This is a genomic window from Streptomyces kryoterrae, assembly GCF_054072135.1.
Window position 1 is genome coordinate 8,188,748 of record NZ_CM133358.1, and the last position, 16,194, is coordinate 8,204,941.

The 16,194-nt window shown below is 70.9% G+C and carries 16 protein-coding genes; 7 read left to right on the forward strand and 9 right to left on the reverse strand.

Features of this window, described 5'->3' with window-relative positions; translation table 11 throughout:
* The first annotated feature begins 73 nt into the window (after positions 1-73).
* Positions 74-745, forward strand: a complete 672-nt coding sequence (locus ACW4TU_RS36370) for a hypothetical protein (protein ID WP_457420336.1) — start codon at positions 74-76, stop codon at positions 743-745.
* Positions 726-1,655, forward strand: a complete 930-nt coding sequence (locus ACW4TU_RS36375; protein WP_457420338.1) for a class F sortase — start codon at positions 726-728, stop codon at positions 1,653-1,655. The genes ACW4TU_RS36370 and ACW4TU_RS36375 overlap by 20 nt, the downstream gene beginning before the upstream one ends.
* Positions 1,656-1,701: 46 nt before the next feature.
* Here the strand turns inward: ACW4TU_RS36375 and ACW4TU_RS36380 are convergent, their stop codons facing one another.
* The 3 genes from ACW4TU_RS36380 to ACW4TU_RS36390 all read right to left on the reverse strand — a co-directional run bounded on the left by ACW4TU_RS36380 (position 1,702) and on the right by ACW4TU_RS36390 (position 4,177).
* Complete coding sequence (locus ACW4TU_RS36380; protein WP_457420339.1) at positions 1,702-2,670, reverse strand: DMT family transporter; 969 nt, start codon at positions 2,668-2,670, stop codon at positions 1,702-1,704.
* Between the two features lie 75 nt (positions 2,671-2,745).
* Positions 2,746-3,477, reverse strand: a complete 732-nt coding sequence (locus tag ACW4TU_RS36385) for an ArsR/SmtB family transcription factor (protein ID WP_457420341.1) — start codon at positions 3,475-3,477, stop codon at positions 2,746-2,748.
* A 58-nt stretch (positions 3,478-3,535) separates the two neighbouring features.
* Positions 3,536-4,177, reverse strand: a complete 642-nt coding sequence (locus ACW4TU_RS36390; protein ID WP_457420343.1) for a TetR/AcrR family transcriptional regulator — start codon at positions 4,175-4,177, stop codon at positions 3,536-3,538.
* A 105-nt stretch (positions 4,178-4,282) separates the two neighbouring features.
* Between ACW4TU_RS36390 and ACW4TU_RS36395 the strand changes: the two genes are divergently transcribed.
* From ACW4TU_RS36395 to ACW4TU_RS36405, 3 genes are all read left to right on the forward strand, one after another.
* Positions 4,283-5,470, forward strand: a complete 1,188-nt coding sequence (locus ACW4TU_RS36395; protein WP_457420345.1) for an acyl-CoA dehydrogenase family protein — start codon at positions 4,283-4,285, stop codon at positions 5,468-5,470.
* A gap of 86 nt (positions 5,471-5,556) precedes the next feature.
* Positions 5,557-5,844, forward strand: a complete 288-nt coding sequence (locus ACW4TU_RS36400; protein WP_189146418.1) for a YiaA/YiaB family inner membrane protein — start codon at positions 5,557-5,559, stop codon at positions 5,842-5,844.
* Positions 5,845-5,976: 132 nt separating this feature from the next.
* On the forward strand, positions 5,977-6,624 hold the full coding sequence (locus tag ACW4TU_RS36405; RefSeq protein ID WP_457420347.1) for a TetR/AcrR family transcriptional regulator: 648 nt from the start codon (positions 5,977-5,979) through the stop codon (positions 6,622-6,624).
* On the opposite strand, the gene ACW4TU_RS36410 is transcribed toward ACW4TU_RS36405, so the two are convergent.
* Positions 6,615-7,076, reverse strand: a complete 462-nt coding sequence (locus ACW4TU_RS36410; RefSeq protein WP_457420349.1) for a MaoC family dehydratase — start codon at positions 7,074-7,076, stop codon at positions 6,615-6,617. The genes ACW4TU_RS36405 and ACW4TU_RS36410 overlap by 10 nt on opposite strands.
* Positions 7,077-7,211: 135 nt before the next feature.
* On the opposite strand from ACW4TU_RS36410, the gene soxR reads away from it, so the two are divergent.
* Positions 7,212-7,727, forward strand: coding sequence for a redox-sensitive transcriptional activator SoxR (soxR, locus tag ACW4TU_RS36415; protein WP_457420351.1), 516 nt, complete (start codon positions 7,212-7,214; stop codon positions 7,725-7,727).
* On the opposite strand, the gene ACW4TU_RS36420 is transcribed toward soxR, so the two are convergent.
* The 3 genes from ACW4TU_RS36420 to ACW4TU_RS36430 all read right to left on the reverse strand — a co-directional run bounded on the left by ACW4TU_RS36420 (position 7,681) and on the right by ACW4TU_RS36430 (position 10,228).
* The gene (locus ACW4TU_RS36420) at positions 7,681-8,748 is read right to left on the reverse strand and encodes an RNA ligase (ATP) (protein ID WP_457420353.1); all 1,068 of its coding nucleotides are present in this window, start codon (positions 8,746-8,748) and stop codon (positions 7,681-7,683) included. The genes soxR and ACW4TU_RS36420 overlap by 47 nt on opposite strands.
* Positions 8,749-8,807: 59 nt before the next feature.
* A complete protein-coding gene (locus ACW4TU_RS36425) occupies positions 8,808-9,533 on the reverse strand; it encodes a 3-keto-5-aminohexanoate cleavage protein (protein ID WP_457420355.1) in 726 nt (241 codons plus the stop codon).
* An 89-nt stretch (positions 9,534-9,622) separates the two neighbouring features.
* Positions 9,623-10,228 carry a hypothetical protein gene (locus ACW4TU_RS36430; RefSeq protein WP_457420357.1) on the reverse strand — a complete coding sequence of 202 codons (606 nt, stop codon included), beginning with the start codon at positions 10,226-10,228 and terminating at the stop codon, positions 9,623-9,625.
* A 416-nt stretch (positions 10,229-10,644) separates the two neighbouring features.
* On the opposite strand from ACW4TU_RS36430, the gene ACW4TU_RS36435 reads away from it, so the two are divergent.
* The gene (locus tag ACW4TU_RS36435; RefSeq protein ID WP_457420359.1) at positions 10,645-13,449 is read left to right on the forward strand and encodes a penicillin acylase family protein; all 2,805 of its coding nucleotides are present in this window, start codon (positions 10,645-10,647) and stop codon (positions 13,447-13,449) included.
* A gap of 54 nt (positions 13,450-13,503) precedes the next feature.
* On the opposite strand, the gene ACW4TU_RS36440 is transcribed toward ACW4TU_RS36435, so the two are convergent.
* Together ACW4TU_RS36440 and ACW4TU_RS36445 are read right to left on the reverse strand one after the other, a co-directional pair.
* Positions 13,504-14,868 (reverse strand): serine-threonine protein kinase, encoded by a 1,365-nt coding sequence (locus ACW4TU_RS36440; protein WP_457420361.1) that lies wholly within the window; start codon positions 14,866-14,868, stop codon positions 13,504-13,506.
* A 78-nt stretch (positions 14,869-14,946) separates the two neighbouring features.
* Positions 14,947-16,185 (reverse strand): exo-beta-N-acetylmuramidase NamZ family protein, encoded by a 1,239-nt coding sequence (locus ACW4TU_RS36445; protein ID WP_457420363.1) that lies wholly within the window; start codon positions 16,183-16,185, stop codon positions 14,947-14,949.
* Between the last annotated feature and the right edge of the window lie 9 nt (positions 16,186-16,194).

Genomic DNA, 16,194 nt, shown 5'->3' on the forward strand with positions numbered 1-16,194 from the left:
TGGGTGTTTATGTGAAAGAGAGTCAGAAGAAGCGAGATTTGTATGAAAATCACCTGACTCGGAGGAATTGCGCATGACCACCTCACTCCGTCCACGCGGGACCGGCGTCCGTACCGCCGCGCTCGCGGCCCTCACCCTCGCGGGCACCACCCTCATCGGGGCCACCGCCGCCGTCGCCGCCCCGGCAGCGCCCGGCGACAACGGGGACGTCAAGATCCACAAGGTGGGTACGCCCTTCAGCGACCAGCGCAACGAGCCGAAGGTCTGCGACTTCTACCTCGCCGCGTTCAACTTCGACGCCGGCCAGGACATCGAGTGGTCCATCGAGACCCAGCCCCTGGAGGCGAACGGTGCCACCCTCGGCGACACCCTCGAACTGGAGCCCGACGGCACCGGCCACACCCTGCCCCTCGCCCTGCCGGACGGCCAGTACAAGCTGACGTGGAACATCGTCGGCGGCCAGGGCGCGGGCAAGCACAAGGTGTTCAAGGTCGACTGCCCGACCGGCAACCCGACCGGGACACCGACCCCGCCCACCACACCGCCCCCGACCGGTGGTCCGGGTGGCCCCGGTGGAGGTCCCGGCGGTCCGGGCGGCCCGCACGGCGGGGTTCCCGCGGGCGGCGGCGGGGTCGCACGGGCGGAGGCCTTCTCACCGGTCGCCGGTGCGGCGGCCGTGGGCCTGATCGTGGTCGGGGGAGTGGTCTACTTCCGGACGCGCCGACGTGCCGACGGCACTGCCTGACCGCGCCCGCCGGCCCCGGCCGTGGCGCCGGACGCGCGCCTACCGCCTGACCCGCACGGTCGTCCTGACCGTCGCTCTGGCGGTGGGCGGCGTCTGGTGGGCCCGGGTCGACGAGCCCACCTCCGCACCCGTCACCGCCACCGACGGCACGCCGGTCGCACCGCCCACCGGAAACGCCGAGCACGCCGACCCGGCGAGGCCGGTACGGGAGCGGAGCCCGGCCCCGACCGCGCCGACACCGGCGGCCGGGCCCGCGAACGGACGGCCGGGGCCCGCCGGGTCAGCGCCGCCCACCGAGCTGACCCGGGCGGCCGGACCCGCGAAGGGACGGTCGGAGTCCGCCGGGGCAGCACTCCCGGCCGCACCAGCCGTCCCCGCGCGGGGACGGCCAGGATCCGCCCGCCCGACGGCCCGCCCGAGTGTGCAGGCCACGCCCGGGGGACCCGCCCTCCTCCCGCGCTCCCGTCCCACCAAGCTCACCCTCCCGTACCTCGATGTCGAGGCGCCGGTCGTGGATCTGCGCCTCGACCGCCACGGGCAGCTCAGCGCGCCCCCGGACGACGACTCCAACCTGGCCGGCTGGTACGCGGACGGACCGTCACCGGGGGAGAACGGCACGGTGATCGTCGTAGGGCACCGCGACACCCGTGCCGGGCCCGCCGTGTTCATCGGCCTCGACGAGGTCACACCCGGACGGCGGGTCGAACTCCGGCGCGCGGACGGGCGTACCGCCGTCTACACCGTCTACGCGGTGAAGACGTACGACAAGGCGAACTTCCCCAGTCGGGAGGTGTACGGCGCCCGCGCCCGCCCCGAGCTGCGGCTCATCACCTGCGGCGGCGGTTACGACCGACGGACCGGCTACACAGGCAACATCGTCGTGTACGCGCGTCTGACGGCGACGCGATGAACCAGCCGGCCCTTCCGTCGTTCGGGGACGGGCCCGTGCACGCCGGCTAACCGGCCTTCCCGGGCCGTGGCCGCGGTTCCAGGACCTCCTCCGCGGCCACGGGCCCCGCCACCCGCGCCCGGGATCGGGACCGCGACACCGCCACCCCCGCCAGACACAGCCCGCCGCCCGCCAGGGTGAGCAGCCCCGGCACCTCGCCCAGCGCCAGCCAGGACATCAGGACGACCAGGGCGGGGACCGCGTACGTGGTCGCGCCCATGCGGCTGGCCGTCGTACGGGCCAGGGCGTAGGCCCAGGTCGTGAAGGCCAGCGCGGTCGGGAAGACGCCCAGGTAGACCATGTTGAGGGTGGCGGAGAGTGGCGCGTCGGCCACGTCGCCCACCAGTTGCCCGGCGAACGGCAGACAGGTCACGGCCCCGATCAGACAGCCGAACGTCGTCGCCTGGAGGGCGCTCGCCCGGCCGAGGGCAGGCTTCTGCGCGACGACACCCGCGGCCCACGAGGCCGCCGCGAGCAGGCACAGCGCCACCCCGAGCACCGACGTGCCGCCCCCGCCCGACATCGACAGCCCGACGGTCACCGCGCCCGCGAACGACACCGCCATGCCCGCGAGCAACCGGGGCGGCATCGGGTCGCCGAGCAGCCGGGTGCCGAGCAGGGCGATGAGGATCGGGCCGACGTTCACGAGGAGGGCGGCGGTCCCCGCGTCCACCTGCTGCTCGCCCCAGTTCAGGACGACCATGTACACCCCGAACCACAGCACGCCCGAGATCGCGATTCCCCGCCAGGCCGACCGGGGCGGCAGCCCCTCCCGCCGTACGAGACAGATCGCCCCCAGCGTCACGAACCCGGCGAGCATCCGCCCGAGGGCCAGCGCGCCCGGCGAGTAGGCGGCCCCCGCACTGCGGATCGACACGAACGCGGAGGCCCACAGCACCACGGTCACACAAGCCGCGACGGCGGCCAGCACCTCCGCACGCGGAGCCCGGCGGGAGGACGGGGAAGAGGTCATCATGCTCCAGAGGCTAGGCAGGACGGACGGCGAGGGCTCGCGATTTTCGGACGTGCGGCTGTACGGACGTACGAGGGTTCAGTGCAAGTCCGTCGCCTCGATGCCCAGGAGCTGCGCGAAGCGGTGTTCCCCTTCCGGGGTCACCCTGACCGCCCGTTCCGAGCCGATGCGTACGCACCAGCGGGCGTTCAGGGCGTGCCGGCACAGGGCCGCGCCCGCGGTGCCCGCGAGGTGGGGGCGGCGTTCGGTCCAGTCGAGGCAGGAGCGGGTGAGGGGGCGGCGGCCGGTGCGGTCGAGGTCGATGCCCGCGCCGGCGAACCAGCGCAGCCCGGCGTCCGTGAGCGCGAATCCGGTGTCCTGGCGGAGCAGCCCCCGCTTGGTCAGGGCGTCGGTGAGGGCGATGCCGAGCCGTCCGGCGAGGTGGTCGTAGCAGGTACGACCGCGTGCCATCGCGGACCCGGTGCCGAACTCCCGCAGGGAGCCCGGGCGTTGGACCGCGGAGGGGCCGACGCGGGCGGCCAGGTCCTCGACGAGCTGGGCCACGCCGGAGTCGGCCAGCCGGACATAACGGTGCCGTCCCTGGCGTTCCTCGGTGAGCAGCCCCCCGGCCACGAGCTTGCCCAGGTGTTCACTGGCGGTCGACGCGGCGACCCCGGCATCGCGTGCCAGTTCGCCGGCGGTCCACGCCCGCCCGTCCAGCAGCGCCAGCAGGAAACCGGCCCGCGTCTCGTCCGCCATCAGCCCGGCCAGCGCCGCGAGACCGGACGCGCGGCCCGGCTTCCTCGTACTCCTCGCAGCCCTCGTGGTCATGGGCCCAGCATGGGGTACGGACACTTCGGTGCCCACCGAAGTGTGTGCGGCGAGCTGTCTACTCGGGGCGCCTGAGCTGCTCGTACTGCTGGGCCAGCCCGTCCAGCAGTGCCGTGAGGCCGGTCTCGAAGGCCCGCTCGTCGATCTTCTCCTGCTGCTCGGCGAGGAGGTGGGCCTGTCCGAGGTGGGGATAGTCGGCCGGGTCGTAGGCGCTCTCGTCGTCCACGAAGCCACCGGCGAAGGAACCGAGCGCGGAGCCCATGACGAAGTACCGCATCAGCGCGCCGATCGACGTGGCCTGGGCGGGCGGCCAGCCCGCGTCGACCATCCCGCCGTAGACGGCGTCGGCGAGGCGCAGGCCCGCGGGGCGGCGGCCGGGGCCGCGGGCCATGACCGGAACGATGTTCGGGTGATCGCGCAGCGCGGCCCGGTAGGAGACGGCCCAGTCGTGCAGCGCGGTACGCCAGTCCCGTCCGTCGTCGAACATCGACAGGTCCACCAGCACGCTCACCGAGTCCGCGACCGCCTCCAGGATCAGGTCCTTCGTCCGGAAGTGGTTGTAGAGGGAGGGCCCGCTGACCCCCAGCTCGGCCGCGAGCCGGCGCGTCGACAGGGCTGCCAGGCCTTCCGTGTCCACCAGTGCCCGTGCCGTCTCGACGATCAGGTCGGTGCTGAGGAGGGGCTTGCGCGGTCGGGCCATGGCGCACATAGTAGGGCTGCGACTTTAAACTAGCAGTGCTAATTTAAAGGGGGTTCGCGGACCGATGTCTATGGCCGTCTATGGGTGTCTGTGGGGTGGCTCGTCATGAACCTGGAACTGAGCGAGGAGCAGACCGCCGTCCAGCGGCTCGCCCGGGACTTCGTCGAGCGCGAGATCACCCCGAACGTCATCGCCTGGGACCGCGCCGAGGACGTCGACCGGTCGATCGTGAAGAAGCTCGGCGACGTGGGCTTCCTGGGGCTGACCGTCGACGAGGAGTACGGCGGCTCGGGCGGCGACCACCTCACGTACTGCCTGGTCACCGAGGAGCTCGGCCGCGGGGACTCCTCCGTGCGCGGAATCGTCTCCGTGTCCCTGGGGCTGGTGGCCAAGACCGTCGCGCACTGGGGGACCGAGGAGCAGAAACGCCGCTGGCTGCCCGGGCTCACCTCCGGCGCGTACGTCGGCTGCTTCGGCCTGACCGAGCCGGGCACCGGGTCCGACGCGGGCAACCTCACCACGCGGGCGGTGCGCGAAAATGGGGGCACCTCCCGCTCGAGCGGAGCCGAGAGTGGGGGAGACTACGTGGTCAACGGCACCAAGATGTTCATCACCAACGGCACCTGGGCCGACGTGGTCCTGCTCTTCGCCCGCTCGACCGACGCCCCCGGACACAAGGGCGTCTCCGCCTTCCTCGTGCCGACCGACACCCCAGGACTGACCCGCCGCACCCTCCACGGCAAGCTCGGCCTGCGCGGTCAGGCCACCGCCGAACTGGTCTTCGAGGACGTGCGCGTGCCCGCCTCAGCGATGCTGGGCCCCGAGGGCAAGGGCTTCTCCGTGGCCATGTCGGCGCTCGCGAAGGGGCGGATGTCGGTCGCCGCCGGGTGCGTCGGGATAGCCCAGGCCGCCCTGGACGCGGCCGTCCGGTACGCGGGCGAGCGCGAGCAGTTCGGCGGGCCGATCGCGCGGCACCAGCTGGTGCAGGAACTGATCAGCGACATCGCCGTGGACGTCGATGCGGCCCGGCTGCTGACCTGGCGTGTCGCCGACCTGATCGACCGGGGCCTGCCCTTCGCCACCGAGTCCTCCAAGGCCAAGCTCTTCGCCTCGGAGGCCGCCGTCCGTGCCGCGAACAACGCCCTCCAGGTCTTCGGCGGCTACGGCTACATCGACGAGTACCCGGCGGGCAAACTCCTGCGCGACGCCCGCGTGATGACCCTCTACGAGGGCACGAGCCAGATCCAGAAACTGCTGATCGGCCGTGCGCTGACGGGCGTGTCGGCCTTCTGAGGCCCGCTCCCTCCGAGCCGGGTTGAGTACCTGTCTGAGTACTTCGGCGGATGTGACGCGGGGCAGGTCCGCGCACTCTTGTCCCCATGAGTGAGACACCGGTCAAGCAGCAGAGCACGGCGGCCTTCTACGGCCAGGCCGTCGCGTCCTTCGGTATCGCCATGGGGGCGACGGCCATCGGCATCTTCCGGCTCCAGGCCGACGCCTGGGTGCGCGGATTCCTCGGGATCGCCGTCCTCTACCTGGTGACCTCCGCCTTCACCCTGGCCAAGGTCATCCGTGACCGCCAGGAGGCCGGCCAGATCGTCAGCCGGGTCGACCAGGCCCGGCTGGAGAAACTGCTCGCCGAGTACGACCCCTTCGAGAAGCACTGATCCCGAAGTGCTGATCCCAGAACGCTGATCCAGAAGTACTGATCCGGAAAGCCCTGAGCGGGCACTCTAAGCGCTCGCTCACCCGCAGCGGTACAGTGGGAGGTCACTGTTGGTGGAAGGGGCGAACGGGCGATGAGTACGGCGGAGGAGACGGTCGGCGGCGAGGCGGCGCCGTGGGGTGAGGTGACCCCCGACGCGGCCCGGCGGCTGCTCGTCGCCGCGGTGGAGGCCTTCGCCGAGCGTGGCTACCACGCGACGACGACCCGCGACATCGCGGGCCGCGCGGGGATGAGCCCGGCCGCGCTGTACATCCACTACAAGACCAAGGAAGAGCTGCTCCACCGGATCAGCAGGATCGGCCACGAGAAGGCCGTCGACATCCTGCGTACGGCGGCGCGGGCCGAGGGCACCGCGACGGAACGGCTGGCGGAGGCCGTCAGTTCCTTCGTCCGCTGGCACGCCGGGGGGCGCACCACCGCACGGGTCGTGCAGTACGAACTCGACTCCCTCGGCCCCGGCGCCCGCGCCGAGATCCTCGCGCTGCGCCGCCAGTGCGACGCCGAAGTGCGCGGGATCATCGAGGACGGGATGGAGACGGGCGAGTTCGACGTGCCCGACGTGCCGGGTACGACCCTCGCCGTGTTGTCGCTGTGTGTCGACGTGGCCCGCTGGTTCAACGTCAACGGTTCGCGCACACCGGACGAGGTCGGCGCGCTCTATGCCGACCTCGTGCTGCGGATGGTGGAGCCGGGCAGCTCCCGCTCAGCGGCTCAGAGGTAGTACCGCGACACCGACTCCGCGACGCACACCGGCTTTTCGCCGCCCTCGCGCTCCACGGTGAAGGCGACGGACACCTGCACACCGCCGGTCACGTCCTCGACCCCGGCGATCCGGGCGGTGGCGCGCAGACGCGAGCCGACCGGGACGGGGGAGGGGAAACGGACCTTGTTCGTCCCGTAGTTGACGCCCATCTTCACGCCCTCGACGTTGATCAGCTGCGGCCCGAAGAGCGGCAGCAGAGACAGGGTGAGATAGCCGTGCGCGATGGTCGTGCCGAAGGGGCCGGTGGCGGCCTTCTCCGGGTCCACGTGGATCCACTGGTGGTCGCCGGTCGCGTCGGCGAACAGGTCGATCCGCTTCTGGTCGACCTCCAGCCAGTCGGTGTACCCCAACTGCTCGCCCACCGCCGCCTTCAGGTCGTCCGCACCCGTGAAGATCCTCGGCTCTGCCATTCCCGGCCTCCTCGCCACTGTGTCCCAGTAACCGCAGTATGTCTAAGCAACTGCTTAGCATGGTCGGCCGGGGTTTCCCTGTCAACGGACCACGGCCGGCCGTTGTGGGCAGGGGCTGTCGGTAGGGTTCGAGGGGTGCCCCAGATTCCCGAGAAGATCCACGAACTCACGGTCGGCCAGCTCGCCACCCGCAGCGGCGCCGCCGTCTCCGCCCTGCACTTCTACGAGTCCAAGGGCCTCATCACCAGCCGCCGCACTGCGGGCAACCAGCGCCGCTACGGCCGTGACGCGCTGCGCCGGGTCGCCTTCGTCCGGGCCGCGCAGCGCGTCGGCATCCCGCTCGCCACGATCCGCGCGGCGCTCGCCGAACTCCCCGAGGAACGCACGCCCACCCGCGAGGACTGGTCCCGCCTCTCCGAGAACTGGCGCTCCGAACTCGACGAGCGCATCAAACAGTTGAACCGGCTCCGGGACCATCTCACCGACTGCATCGGCTGCGGCTGTCTGTCCCTGGAGGGCTGCGTCCTGTCCAACCCGGACGACGTCTTCGGCGAACGCCAGGCGGGATCCCGCCTGATGGTGGAGAGGAAGGGCGCCCGTCCGGCTACTCGTACTCCGTCCCGCCCTTGCGCGTCAGATATGCCGGACTGACCGCCTTGGCGATCGCCCGCCCGCCGGTCACCGCGCTGTACCGCTCGACGGCCGGCCGGATCACGACACCCTCCCGCAGATGCAGCCCCCGCCCGGACACCGTCTCGCGCCCGCTCGCGATCTCCAGGACCCGGTCGATGTCGTACGGGCCCTCGAACAGCCTTGGTACGAGCGGCAGTCGGCCCTCCAGCAGCGCCTCCGCGTCCAGCCAGCGCACCTCCCCGTCGACCTCCACCGACACGTCGAACACGGCGTACCCCAGCGTCTCGCGTCGGCCGTCCGCGCCGTACGTCAGGTCCTGTACGCCCGCCCCGAAGACCTCGCCGAAGATGCCGACCCGGCGTGCCCCGAGCCGCTCGGCGAGGTGGGCCGCGGTCTCGGCGACGCCGTGGGCGGTCACCGCACGCCAGTACAGGTTGCGCGGATCCTCCTTCAGGGCAAGGGACTTGGCGCCGAACCCCTTCGAGGAGACCTGGACGCGCCCGTCGTCCGCGAGATACGTGAGCAGACAGGCCGAGCCGTGCAGCTTCTCGGTGAGGACGACCGGCTCACCCGGTGTGAAGATGCCGGGATAGCGCTGGATGTTCTCGATGTCGACCCAGCTCAGGAGGTCGGGCGCGGACTCGACGTCGCCGTTCATGGTGGGCGGGACCGGCGGCACCCATTTGACGATGCCCAGCCCCTCCGCGAAGTCGGTGCCGTCGGCTGCCGCCTGTGCGAGGTCGACGCCGTCGAGCGCGCGAGGCCGGCAGACGATGCCCTGCGAGAGCTCGCCGCGCAGCCGTACCGCCTTGACCCGGTCCGAGTTGCTCCCGGCCAGCCGCCCGGTCAGGCCCAGCTCGTCGACCAGCTCGGTCGGCAGCACGGACTGCTCGGGGATGTAGACGGCCGCCTCGCCGGTCCGGTACGCGCCCTTGGCGACGACGGCGCGATACAGGCCCACCTGGGCCAGTTCGAGCGCGTCGGCGTTGGGGTGTTCGTGGACGGTCAGCACTTCGGCGGTGACGCGCAGCGTCGACATCAGCGGCTCCTCAGTTGGATTTCATCGTCGCCAACTCTCCCTACGGGAAAGGGGTGGAGCTACGGGATTTGTCGCTGGTATACGGTCAGGCCCGCCTTCACCAACTCGGCGTTGGACAACGCCCGTTCGCCGTTCGGCAGGTACAGGGTGTCCTCGACGCCGATCCGGGTCGCCAGGCCCAGTCGGCCCGCGAGGCGGAGTACCGGCCAGGCGCCGCCGTCCTCGCCGTGCAGCAGGATCGGGCGGCCGTGCGGCGACGCGCCGAGGTCGGTGAGGAGGGTGTGCGCGGTCGTCGTGGCCGTGTTCGGGTCGGTGTCCGTCACCTCGGCGAGGACGCGCCGCACCTTGGGGGCGAGGGGGGAGGCCGCGAACCGTGCCGCTCCGTCCGTGCCGGACCAGATGCCGGCCTCGACGCCCACCCCGCGGTCGATGAGGAGGGCCGCCAGTTCCTCCGCGCCCGGCTCGTGCCAGTTGACGGAGGCGTGGTCGGGCAGCACCGTCCAGCCCCGGACCTGCTCCAGCCGCAGTGCCGGATCCGGCTCGGTCCAGGCGCCCGTGGTCACGCCGACCGGCACGGTGACCCGCGACCGGATCTCCGTCAGCGTCGCCGAGACCGCGCGCGGCGACAGGGTGTCCTGTCCGCAGGGGGACTTGGGATGGACGTGGACGTCCGTGGCCCCGGCCAGGACGGCATCGGCCGCGGAGTCGGCCATCGTTCCCGGCGACATCGGCACCAGCGCGCCGTCCGCGGCACCCCTGGACCCGTTGAGACACACCTGCATCATGCCCCGATGGTGCCAGTCACCACGGACAACAGGCGCCGGCCATCCGGTTCGATCGGGGGTGCGGCATCCCCGGCGCACCCCCGCCGTGCTCAGGCCGACGCGAGCAGCAGCCGTCCGCGCCTGGACTCCGCCAGGGCCTCGGGGGTCAGGACGGGCCGCGGCACCACGATGCCGCACTCCGTGCAGACGGGACCCGACGACGGCTCATGGGCCAGGTCGTACTTCCAGGAGAGGCGCTCCCCGTCGCACACCGGGCACACCGAGCCCGGTTCGCGCTCCAGGGCGGCGATCAGCCGTCGCAGCACCTCGGCCAGCGATTCATGGGGGTGCACCCCCGGGTCGTCGCACCAGGCCACCCCGAACCCACCCCAGGTCAGCCGATGCCAGTCGTCCACGCTTCCGGGCCGGCGCAGCCCGTCGAACTTCTCCTTCTTGCGGCGCTTCGCGAACTCCACCTCGTAGGCCATCCAGACCGAGCGCGCTTCCTCCAGCTCGTCCAGTGCGGCCACGAGCCGCGCTGGATCGGGGGAGCGGTCCTCCGGGCCGAACCCGGCCCGGGAGCAGAGATGGTCCCAGGTCGCCCTGTGCCCGTAAGGGGCGAATCGCTCAAGGCACTTGCGGAGCGAGTACCGCCGCAGTGCCAGATCGCACCGCGGGTCCCGCACCTGTCTCGCCAGACTCCGGAAACCGGCCATCGCCTTGCACCTCCGTCACATCTGCACCTGTACTTCGGTCACTTCGGCGTCGTCGAACGGACGTCGTCGAATAGACGTATCGACACGCCATTCGGCTCCATCCGTTTTCCGATGACGGCCATAAGCCGTTCGCCGGGCCCCCTTGGGACCGACGTCAACGGCTCTAAGCCGTCCGCCGGACCACCCTTCACGGTTACCTCCCGAAACTGTCGGCCGTCTGTGCAACACCTGTTGAGCACGGAGCCGGACCGTGTGTGCGTCCAGCGCCTCGAAGTGCCCCCGCACCCCTCCAACGCAATTGCTGTACCACGTTGTTCAAAAGTGACGCATGTTCATCTTCAATCGCGGGGATACCGGCGGTAACCTCTGGCCCACTCCGTTCGGAGTGGCCCACCCCCCGGTCCGGAGGAGCTGCCATGTCACGGCGCACCCCAGGCAACACCGTCGATAGAACCTTCGACAGACTGAGAACTCCCCGCGGACTCTTCGGGTTCCTGAAGACCGCGGCTGTATGCACACTCATAGCCGGTCTTTTGTCGCCGCTTTCTCCGCTTTCCCCGGCGACCGAGGCTCAGGCGGCGGCGGCGAACGACTACTGCGGCGCCCAGTGTTCCGACATCCTGCCGCCCGGCGAGAACGGCAACGCGACCCTCGCGCAGATCCTGCTGAACCAGGCCTTCGGTTCGCAGCCGGACCACGCCGAAGACCAGCTCGGGCCCTATGCCAACCTGGCCACGGGTTACTCCGGTCTCACCAACACCACGATCAACAACTTCTTCAACGACGCCTCGTTCGGGGTCGCCGCCGACCAGGTCGCCTCCACTCTGGCGCCGGCCGGCCGCACCGACGTGACGATCGTCCGTGACAAGAAGACGGGCGTGCCGCACATCACAGGCACCACCCGCTACGGCACCGAGTTCGGCGCCGGGTACGCCGCCGCCCAGGACCGCCTGTGGCTGATGGACGTCTTCCGGCACGTCGGACGCGGACAGCTCACGCCCTTCGCGGGCGGCGACCCCTCCAACCAGGGCCTTGAACAGGAGTTCTGGCGCCACGCCCCGTACACCGAGGCCGACCTCCAGGCCCAGATAGACAACGCGGTCGCCACCAACGGCACCCGCGGCCAGCAGGCGCTCGGCGACGTCAACGCCTATGTCGCGGGCATCAACGCGTACATCGACGCCTCCGACAGCGCCCGCACCTTCCCCGGCGAGTACGTCCTGACCGGCTGGAAGGACTCCGTCACCAACGCGGGCACCATCCAGCACTTCAAGACCACCGACCTGGTCGCGCTGGCCTCCGTGATCGGCGCGCTCTTCGGTTCGGGCGGCGGCGGCGAGGTCAACAACGCGATCTCGCTGATGGCGGCCCAGTCCCAGTACGGCGTCGTCCAGGGCACCAAGGTCTGGGAGGCCTTCCGCGAGCGGAACGACCCCGAGGCCGCCCTCACCGTCCACAACGGCGAGAGCTTCCCCTACGCGTCCACGCCCGCCGACCCGCAGGGCGAGGCCCTGCCCGACGCCGGCACGGTCGCCGAGGAACCGCTGGTGTACGACCGTACGGGCAGCGCCGCCACCACGACCGCGACCACTGCCTCCACCACCGCCGCGGCCACCGCCCTCACCTCCGCCAAGCGCGGGATGTCCAACGCCCTGGTGGTGAGCGGTGCCAAGACGGCCAGCGGCCACCCGATCGCCGTCTTCGGCCCGCAGACGGGCTACTTCGCCCCTCAGCTGCTCATGCTGCAGGAGATCCAGGGCCCGGGCCTCAGCGCGCGCGGCGCCTCCTTCGCGGGACTGAGTATGTACGTCGAACTCGGCCGCGGCCAGGACTACGCGTGGAGTGCGACGACCTCCGGTCAGGACATCATCGACTCCTACGCGGTCGAGCTCTGCCAGGACGACGTCCACTACCTCTACCACGGCACCTGCACCGCGATGGAGAAGCTCGAGCAGACCAACGCCTGGAAGCCGACCACGGCCGACGCCACGGCCGCCGGCTCCTACCGGATGCAGGTCTACCGCACCAAGTACGGCCCGGTGAGCCATCGGGCGACGGTCGGCGGCAAGAAGGTCGCCTACACCACCCTGCGCTCCTCCTACCTGCACGAGGCCGACTCGATCATCGGCTTCCAGATGCTCAACGACCCCGACTACGTGAAGAGTCCGGCGACCTTCCAGGCCGCGGTGCAGCACATCAACTACACCTTCAACTGGTTCTACGCCGACTCCACGCACACCGCGTACTACAACAGCGGCGACAACCCGGTGCGCGCGAGCGGCGTCGACGCCGAGTTCCCGGTCTGGGCGCAGTCCGCGTACGAGTGGCGGAACTGGAACCCGACGACCAACACCGCCGACTACACGCCGGCCTCCGCCCACCCCAACTCGATCGACCAGGACTACTACATCTCCTGGAACAACAAACAGGCCAAGGACTACACCAGCGCCTCCTGGGGCGACGGTTCCGTCCACCGCGGCAACCTCCTGGAGGACCGGGTCAAGAAGCTCGTCGCGGCGGGCGGAGTGACGCGGGCCCAGTTGGTGAAGGCCATGGCCGACGCCGCGCTCGCCGATCTGCGGGCCGAGGACGTGCTGCCGAAACTGCTGCGGGTCGTCAACAGCTCGACGGTCACCGACACCACGGCCTCGGCGGCCGTCAGCAAGCTGTCCGCGTGGGTGACCGCCGGCGCCAAGCGCACGGAGACCTCGGCGGGTTCGAAGACGTACGCCAACGCCGACGCGATCCGCATCCTCGACGCCTGGTGGCCGCTGCTGGTGCAGGCCGAGTTCCAACCGGGCCTCGGCACCGACCTCTACACCGCCATCACCACCAACCTCCCCGTCGACGAGGCACCCTCGGCCGCACACGGCCCGACCGGGGCGCACGCGGGAAGCTCCTTCCAGTTCGGCTGGTGGAGCTACGTCGACAAGGACATCAGGGCGGTTCTGGGTGACCCGGTACAGGGCGGGCTGACGCAGAAGTACTGCGGCGGCGGCACGCTCAGCGGCTGCCGGGACATCCTGATCAGCACCCTGAAGACCGCGGCGGGCAAGACGGCCGCCCAGGTCTACCCCGGCGACACCCTGTGCGCGGCGGGCAACCAGTGGTGCGCCGACTCGATCGTCCAGCGCACCCTGGGAGGCATCAAGCACTACAACATCAGCTGGCAGAACCGGCCGACCTACCAGCAGGTCGTCGAGTTCACGTCACACCGGTAACAACCGGTAACAACCGGTAACAACCGGTAGTAACCGGGGTGTTGCGGCGGCGGGTCAGTGGATACGGCCCGCCGCCAGCACCACCTGCGCCAACTCCGAGTGACAGATGTCGCTGTGGGCTCCCGACGGGGGCCCACCGCTCTTGACCACCGCCGTCGCGTCGACGTTCACGCACCCGCTCACCGGCAGCTTCGCAGCCCCCAGAGCCTCGGCGATGGTCAACCTGACCGTCCCCGGTACCGCCTGCACACCGTCGTGGCCCATCGCGCCCCACTTGGGGCCCAGCGCCTTCGCGACGTTCAGGCCCAGGACCGACCGGTCGGCGGCGAGGACCCCCTGGCTGTCGCCCGCCGTGCGTGAGGCCAGCGGATAGAACGTGCTGAGTGCCCCGTCGTGCTGGGAGTAGCAGCACACGAGAGGCCCGTCGATACGGCTCTGCCGACCTCGCAACGCACCCCCGGCACGCGCGTCGTGCGGCAGCTCGGCCGCGAACGCGTAGTGCGAGAAGGCCCCTTGGAGCAGCGTCACGGATTTCACCGTGCGTACCCCCTCGGGCAGCCCGCGCAGCGCGAACGACACGAGCCGTGCGCCGAAGCTGTGCCCGACGAGATGCACCCGCACCCCGGGCGCCGCCTCGGCGAGCCGCCCGATCACCGGCCCGAGACCCCGCTCACCGACGGTTCCGGCCCGCCGCTTCATCGCGTAGTACGTGGCCTGCCGCAACAGCTCCTGCGCGCCCTTCCACGGATTGGGCAGCCGGGGCAGCGCGAACTCGGCTCCGGAGCCCGGGGATTCAGGCCCGGCCAGAGCCAGCGCGAACTCCTCGCAGACCGCCGCCGTGCTCCCGGCGAGCATCCGGGGGTCGCCCTCCGGCTCGCCGTCCCCGAGGAGGTCCGCCGCGAACGCCGTCTGCGGCGCCTGGGGCGACACCTCGACGAGCAGTCGCACCAGTCCGCCGAACTCCTCCAGGGCCTCGTCGCCGTCCGGCTGTCGGTCCAGCAGCCGGGCGAGCTGCTCGACGACCGTGGCCCGCCCCGGGAAGGTCTCCAGGAGGGCGTGCCGGGTGCCCTTGTCGAGCCCGGGCCGACCGGTCGCCTCCGGTACGGCGGTGGCGGTCATGGACCGCTGGAAGTCGGGGATGGGCTCGTCCGTGAAGCGCATCGACGGCCACACCACGCCCACGTAACCGATCCTGGCGGTCGCGGGTGCCAGCGCGGGAATCGCCGCGAAGAACCTGCTGTAGAGCCCGGTCGCCATGGACCGGTCGTTGTTCCAGCCGTGCGCGAAGACGATGAGGTCACGCACCTTACGAGGCCCCACCTCCGCGAGCAGCCGGTCGCGTCTGTGCCCGTCGGTGTCGCCGTCCGCGTCGAACGTCAGCTCCCAGTAGGGAGAAACACTCATCTCCGGTTCCGCCATGACAAACCCCGTCCCCCGTGGTGTCGTGATGTGGGGCGTATCGTCCTGCTAACGGAGGGAGTTGGCCATACGGCACGCTCACCTGTAGATGAGGTACTTCTTACGCATGCGCCGGAACGCCGCCAACTCCGCCTGCCAGCCCGCCACGACCTCGTCGACGCCGGCTCCCGTGTCGATCATCGTGCGCACCAGACTGGATCCGGTCAGCTTGTCGATCCAGTTGTCGGACCGCCAGGCGAAGCCGCTCCAGACCTTCTTGGCGGTCACCAGCAGGGCGACCCCGGTACGCACCGGGTCGTAGGCCGCCCGGTCGTGCACATGGATCTGCACGCCCCCGATGGTCCTCCCCTGGAACTTGGAGAAGGTCGGCGCGAAGTAGGCCTCCCTGAAGTGCACACCGGGCAGCCCGAGTCGCTCCGCCGCAGCGGCCCACCGCCGGTCGATCCCCTCGGCGCCGAGCAGCTCGAACGGCCGGGTCGTACCGCGCCCCTCCGACAGGTTCGTCCCCTCGAAGAGGCATGTCCCCGAATACACCAGCGCGGTGTCGGGCGTCGGCATGTTCGGACTCGGCGGCACCCAGGGCAGCCCCGACGCGTCGTAGAACTCCGACCGCTTCCAGCCGGACATCAGTACGGCGTCCAGCTCCACCGGCGCGGCCAGGAACTCCTCGTTGAACAGCCGCGCCAACTCCGCCACCGTCATCCCGTGCGCCTGGGCGATCGGCTGCCGCCCGACGAACGTCGCGAACTCCTTGTGCAGCACGGGCCCTTGGGCTGCCCGCCCGGTGACCGGGTTCGGCCGGTCCAGCACCAGGAAGGGCTTGCCCGCCAGCTGGGCCGCCTCCATGCAGTCGTACAGCGTCCAGATGTAGGTGTAGAAGCGGGCGCCCACGTCCTGGATATCGAAGACGACGGTGTCGACGCCGGAGGCGGTGAAGACGTCGGCGAGCGGCCGGCCGCTCTTGAGATACGTGTCGTAGACGGGGAGCCCGGTCGCCGGGTCGTCGTAGCGTCCCTCGGAACCTCCGGCCTGCGCGGTGCCCCGGAACCCGTGCTCGGGGCCGAAGACGGCGGTCAGGTTCACCCGGTCGTCCGCGTGCATGACGTCGACGATGTGGCGTACGTCCCTGGTGACGCCGGTGGGGTTGGTGACGAGGCCGACCTTCTTGCCGGTGAGGGGGGCGTAGTTCTCGGCGGTGAGGTTCTCGAATCCGGTGCGGAGGGTCTTCGGGCGGTGCCGGGTGGGGGCCGCGGCTGTGCAGGCCGGCAGGGAGGCCGCGGTGGCTGTTGTCAGGAGGCCGCGTCTGGACAGGGGCATGGGGGTTCC

Bases quoted from the DNA above. Each gene is read 5' to 3' on its own strand.
- ACW4TU_RS36430 (WP_457420357.1), bottom strand. From the start codon at position 10,228: ATGGCCGGTTTCCGGAGTCTGGCGAGACAGGTGCGGGACCCGCGGTGC.
- ACW4TU_RS36380 (WP_457420339.1), bottom strand. From the start codon at position 2,670: ATGATGACCTCTTCCCCGTCCTCCCGCCGGGCTCCGCGTGCGGAGGTG.
- ACW4TU_RS36425 (WP_457420355.1), bottom strand. From the start codon at position 9,533: ATGATGCAGGTGTGTCTCAACGGGTCCAGGGGTGCCGCGGACGGCGCG.
- ACW4TU_RS36440 (WP_457420361.1), bottom strand. From the start codon at position 14,868: ATGGCGGAACCGGAGATGAGTGTTTCTCCCTACTGGGAGCTGACGTTC.
- ACW4TU_RS36445 (WP_457420363.1), bottom strand. From the start codon at position 16,185: ATGCCCCTGTCCAGACGCGGCCTCCTGACAACAGCCACCGCGGCCTCC.
- ACW4TU_RS36405 (WP_457420347.1), top strand. From the start codon at position 5,977: ATGAGTACGGCGGAGGAGACGGTCGGCGGCGAGGCGGCGCCGTGGGGT.
- ACW4TU_RS36410 (WP_457420349.1), bottom strand. From the start codon at position 7,076: ATGGCAGAGCCGAGGATCTTCACGGGTGCGGACGACCTGAAGGCGGCG.
- ACW4TU_RS36400 (WP_189146418.1), top strand. From the start codon at position 5,557: ATGAGTGAGACACCGGTCAAGCAGCAGAGCACGGCGGCCTTCTACGGC.
- ACW4TU_RS36370 (WP_457420336.1), top strand. From the start codon at position 74: ATGACCACCTCACTCCGTCCACGCGGGACCGGCGTCCGTACCGCCGCG.
- ACW4TU_RS36390 (WP_457420343.1), bottom strand. From the start codon at position 4,177: ATGGCCCGACCGCGCAAGCCCCTCCTCAGCACCGACCTGATCGTCGAG.
- ACW4TU_RS36420 (WP_457420353.1), bottom strand. From the start codon at position 8,748: ATGTCGACGCTGCGCGTCACCGCCGAAGTGCTGACCGTCCACGAACAC.
- ACW4TU_RS36385 (WP_457420341.1), bottom strand. From the start codon at position 3,477: ATGACCACGAGGGCTGCGAGGAGTACGAGGAAGCCGGGCCGCGCGTCC.
- ACW4TU_RS36395 (WP_457420345.1), top strand. From the start codon at position 4,283: ATGAACCTGGAACTGAGCGAGGAGCAGACCGCCGTCCAGCGGCTCGCC.
- ACW4TU_RS36435 (WP_457420359.1), top strand. From the start codon at position 10,645: ATGTCACGGCGCACCCCAGGCAACACCGTCGATAGAACCTTCGACAGA.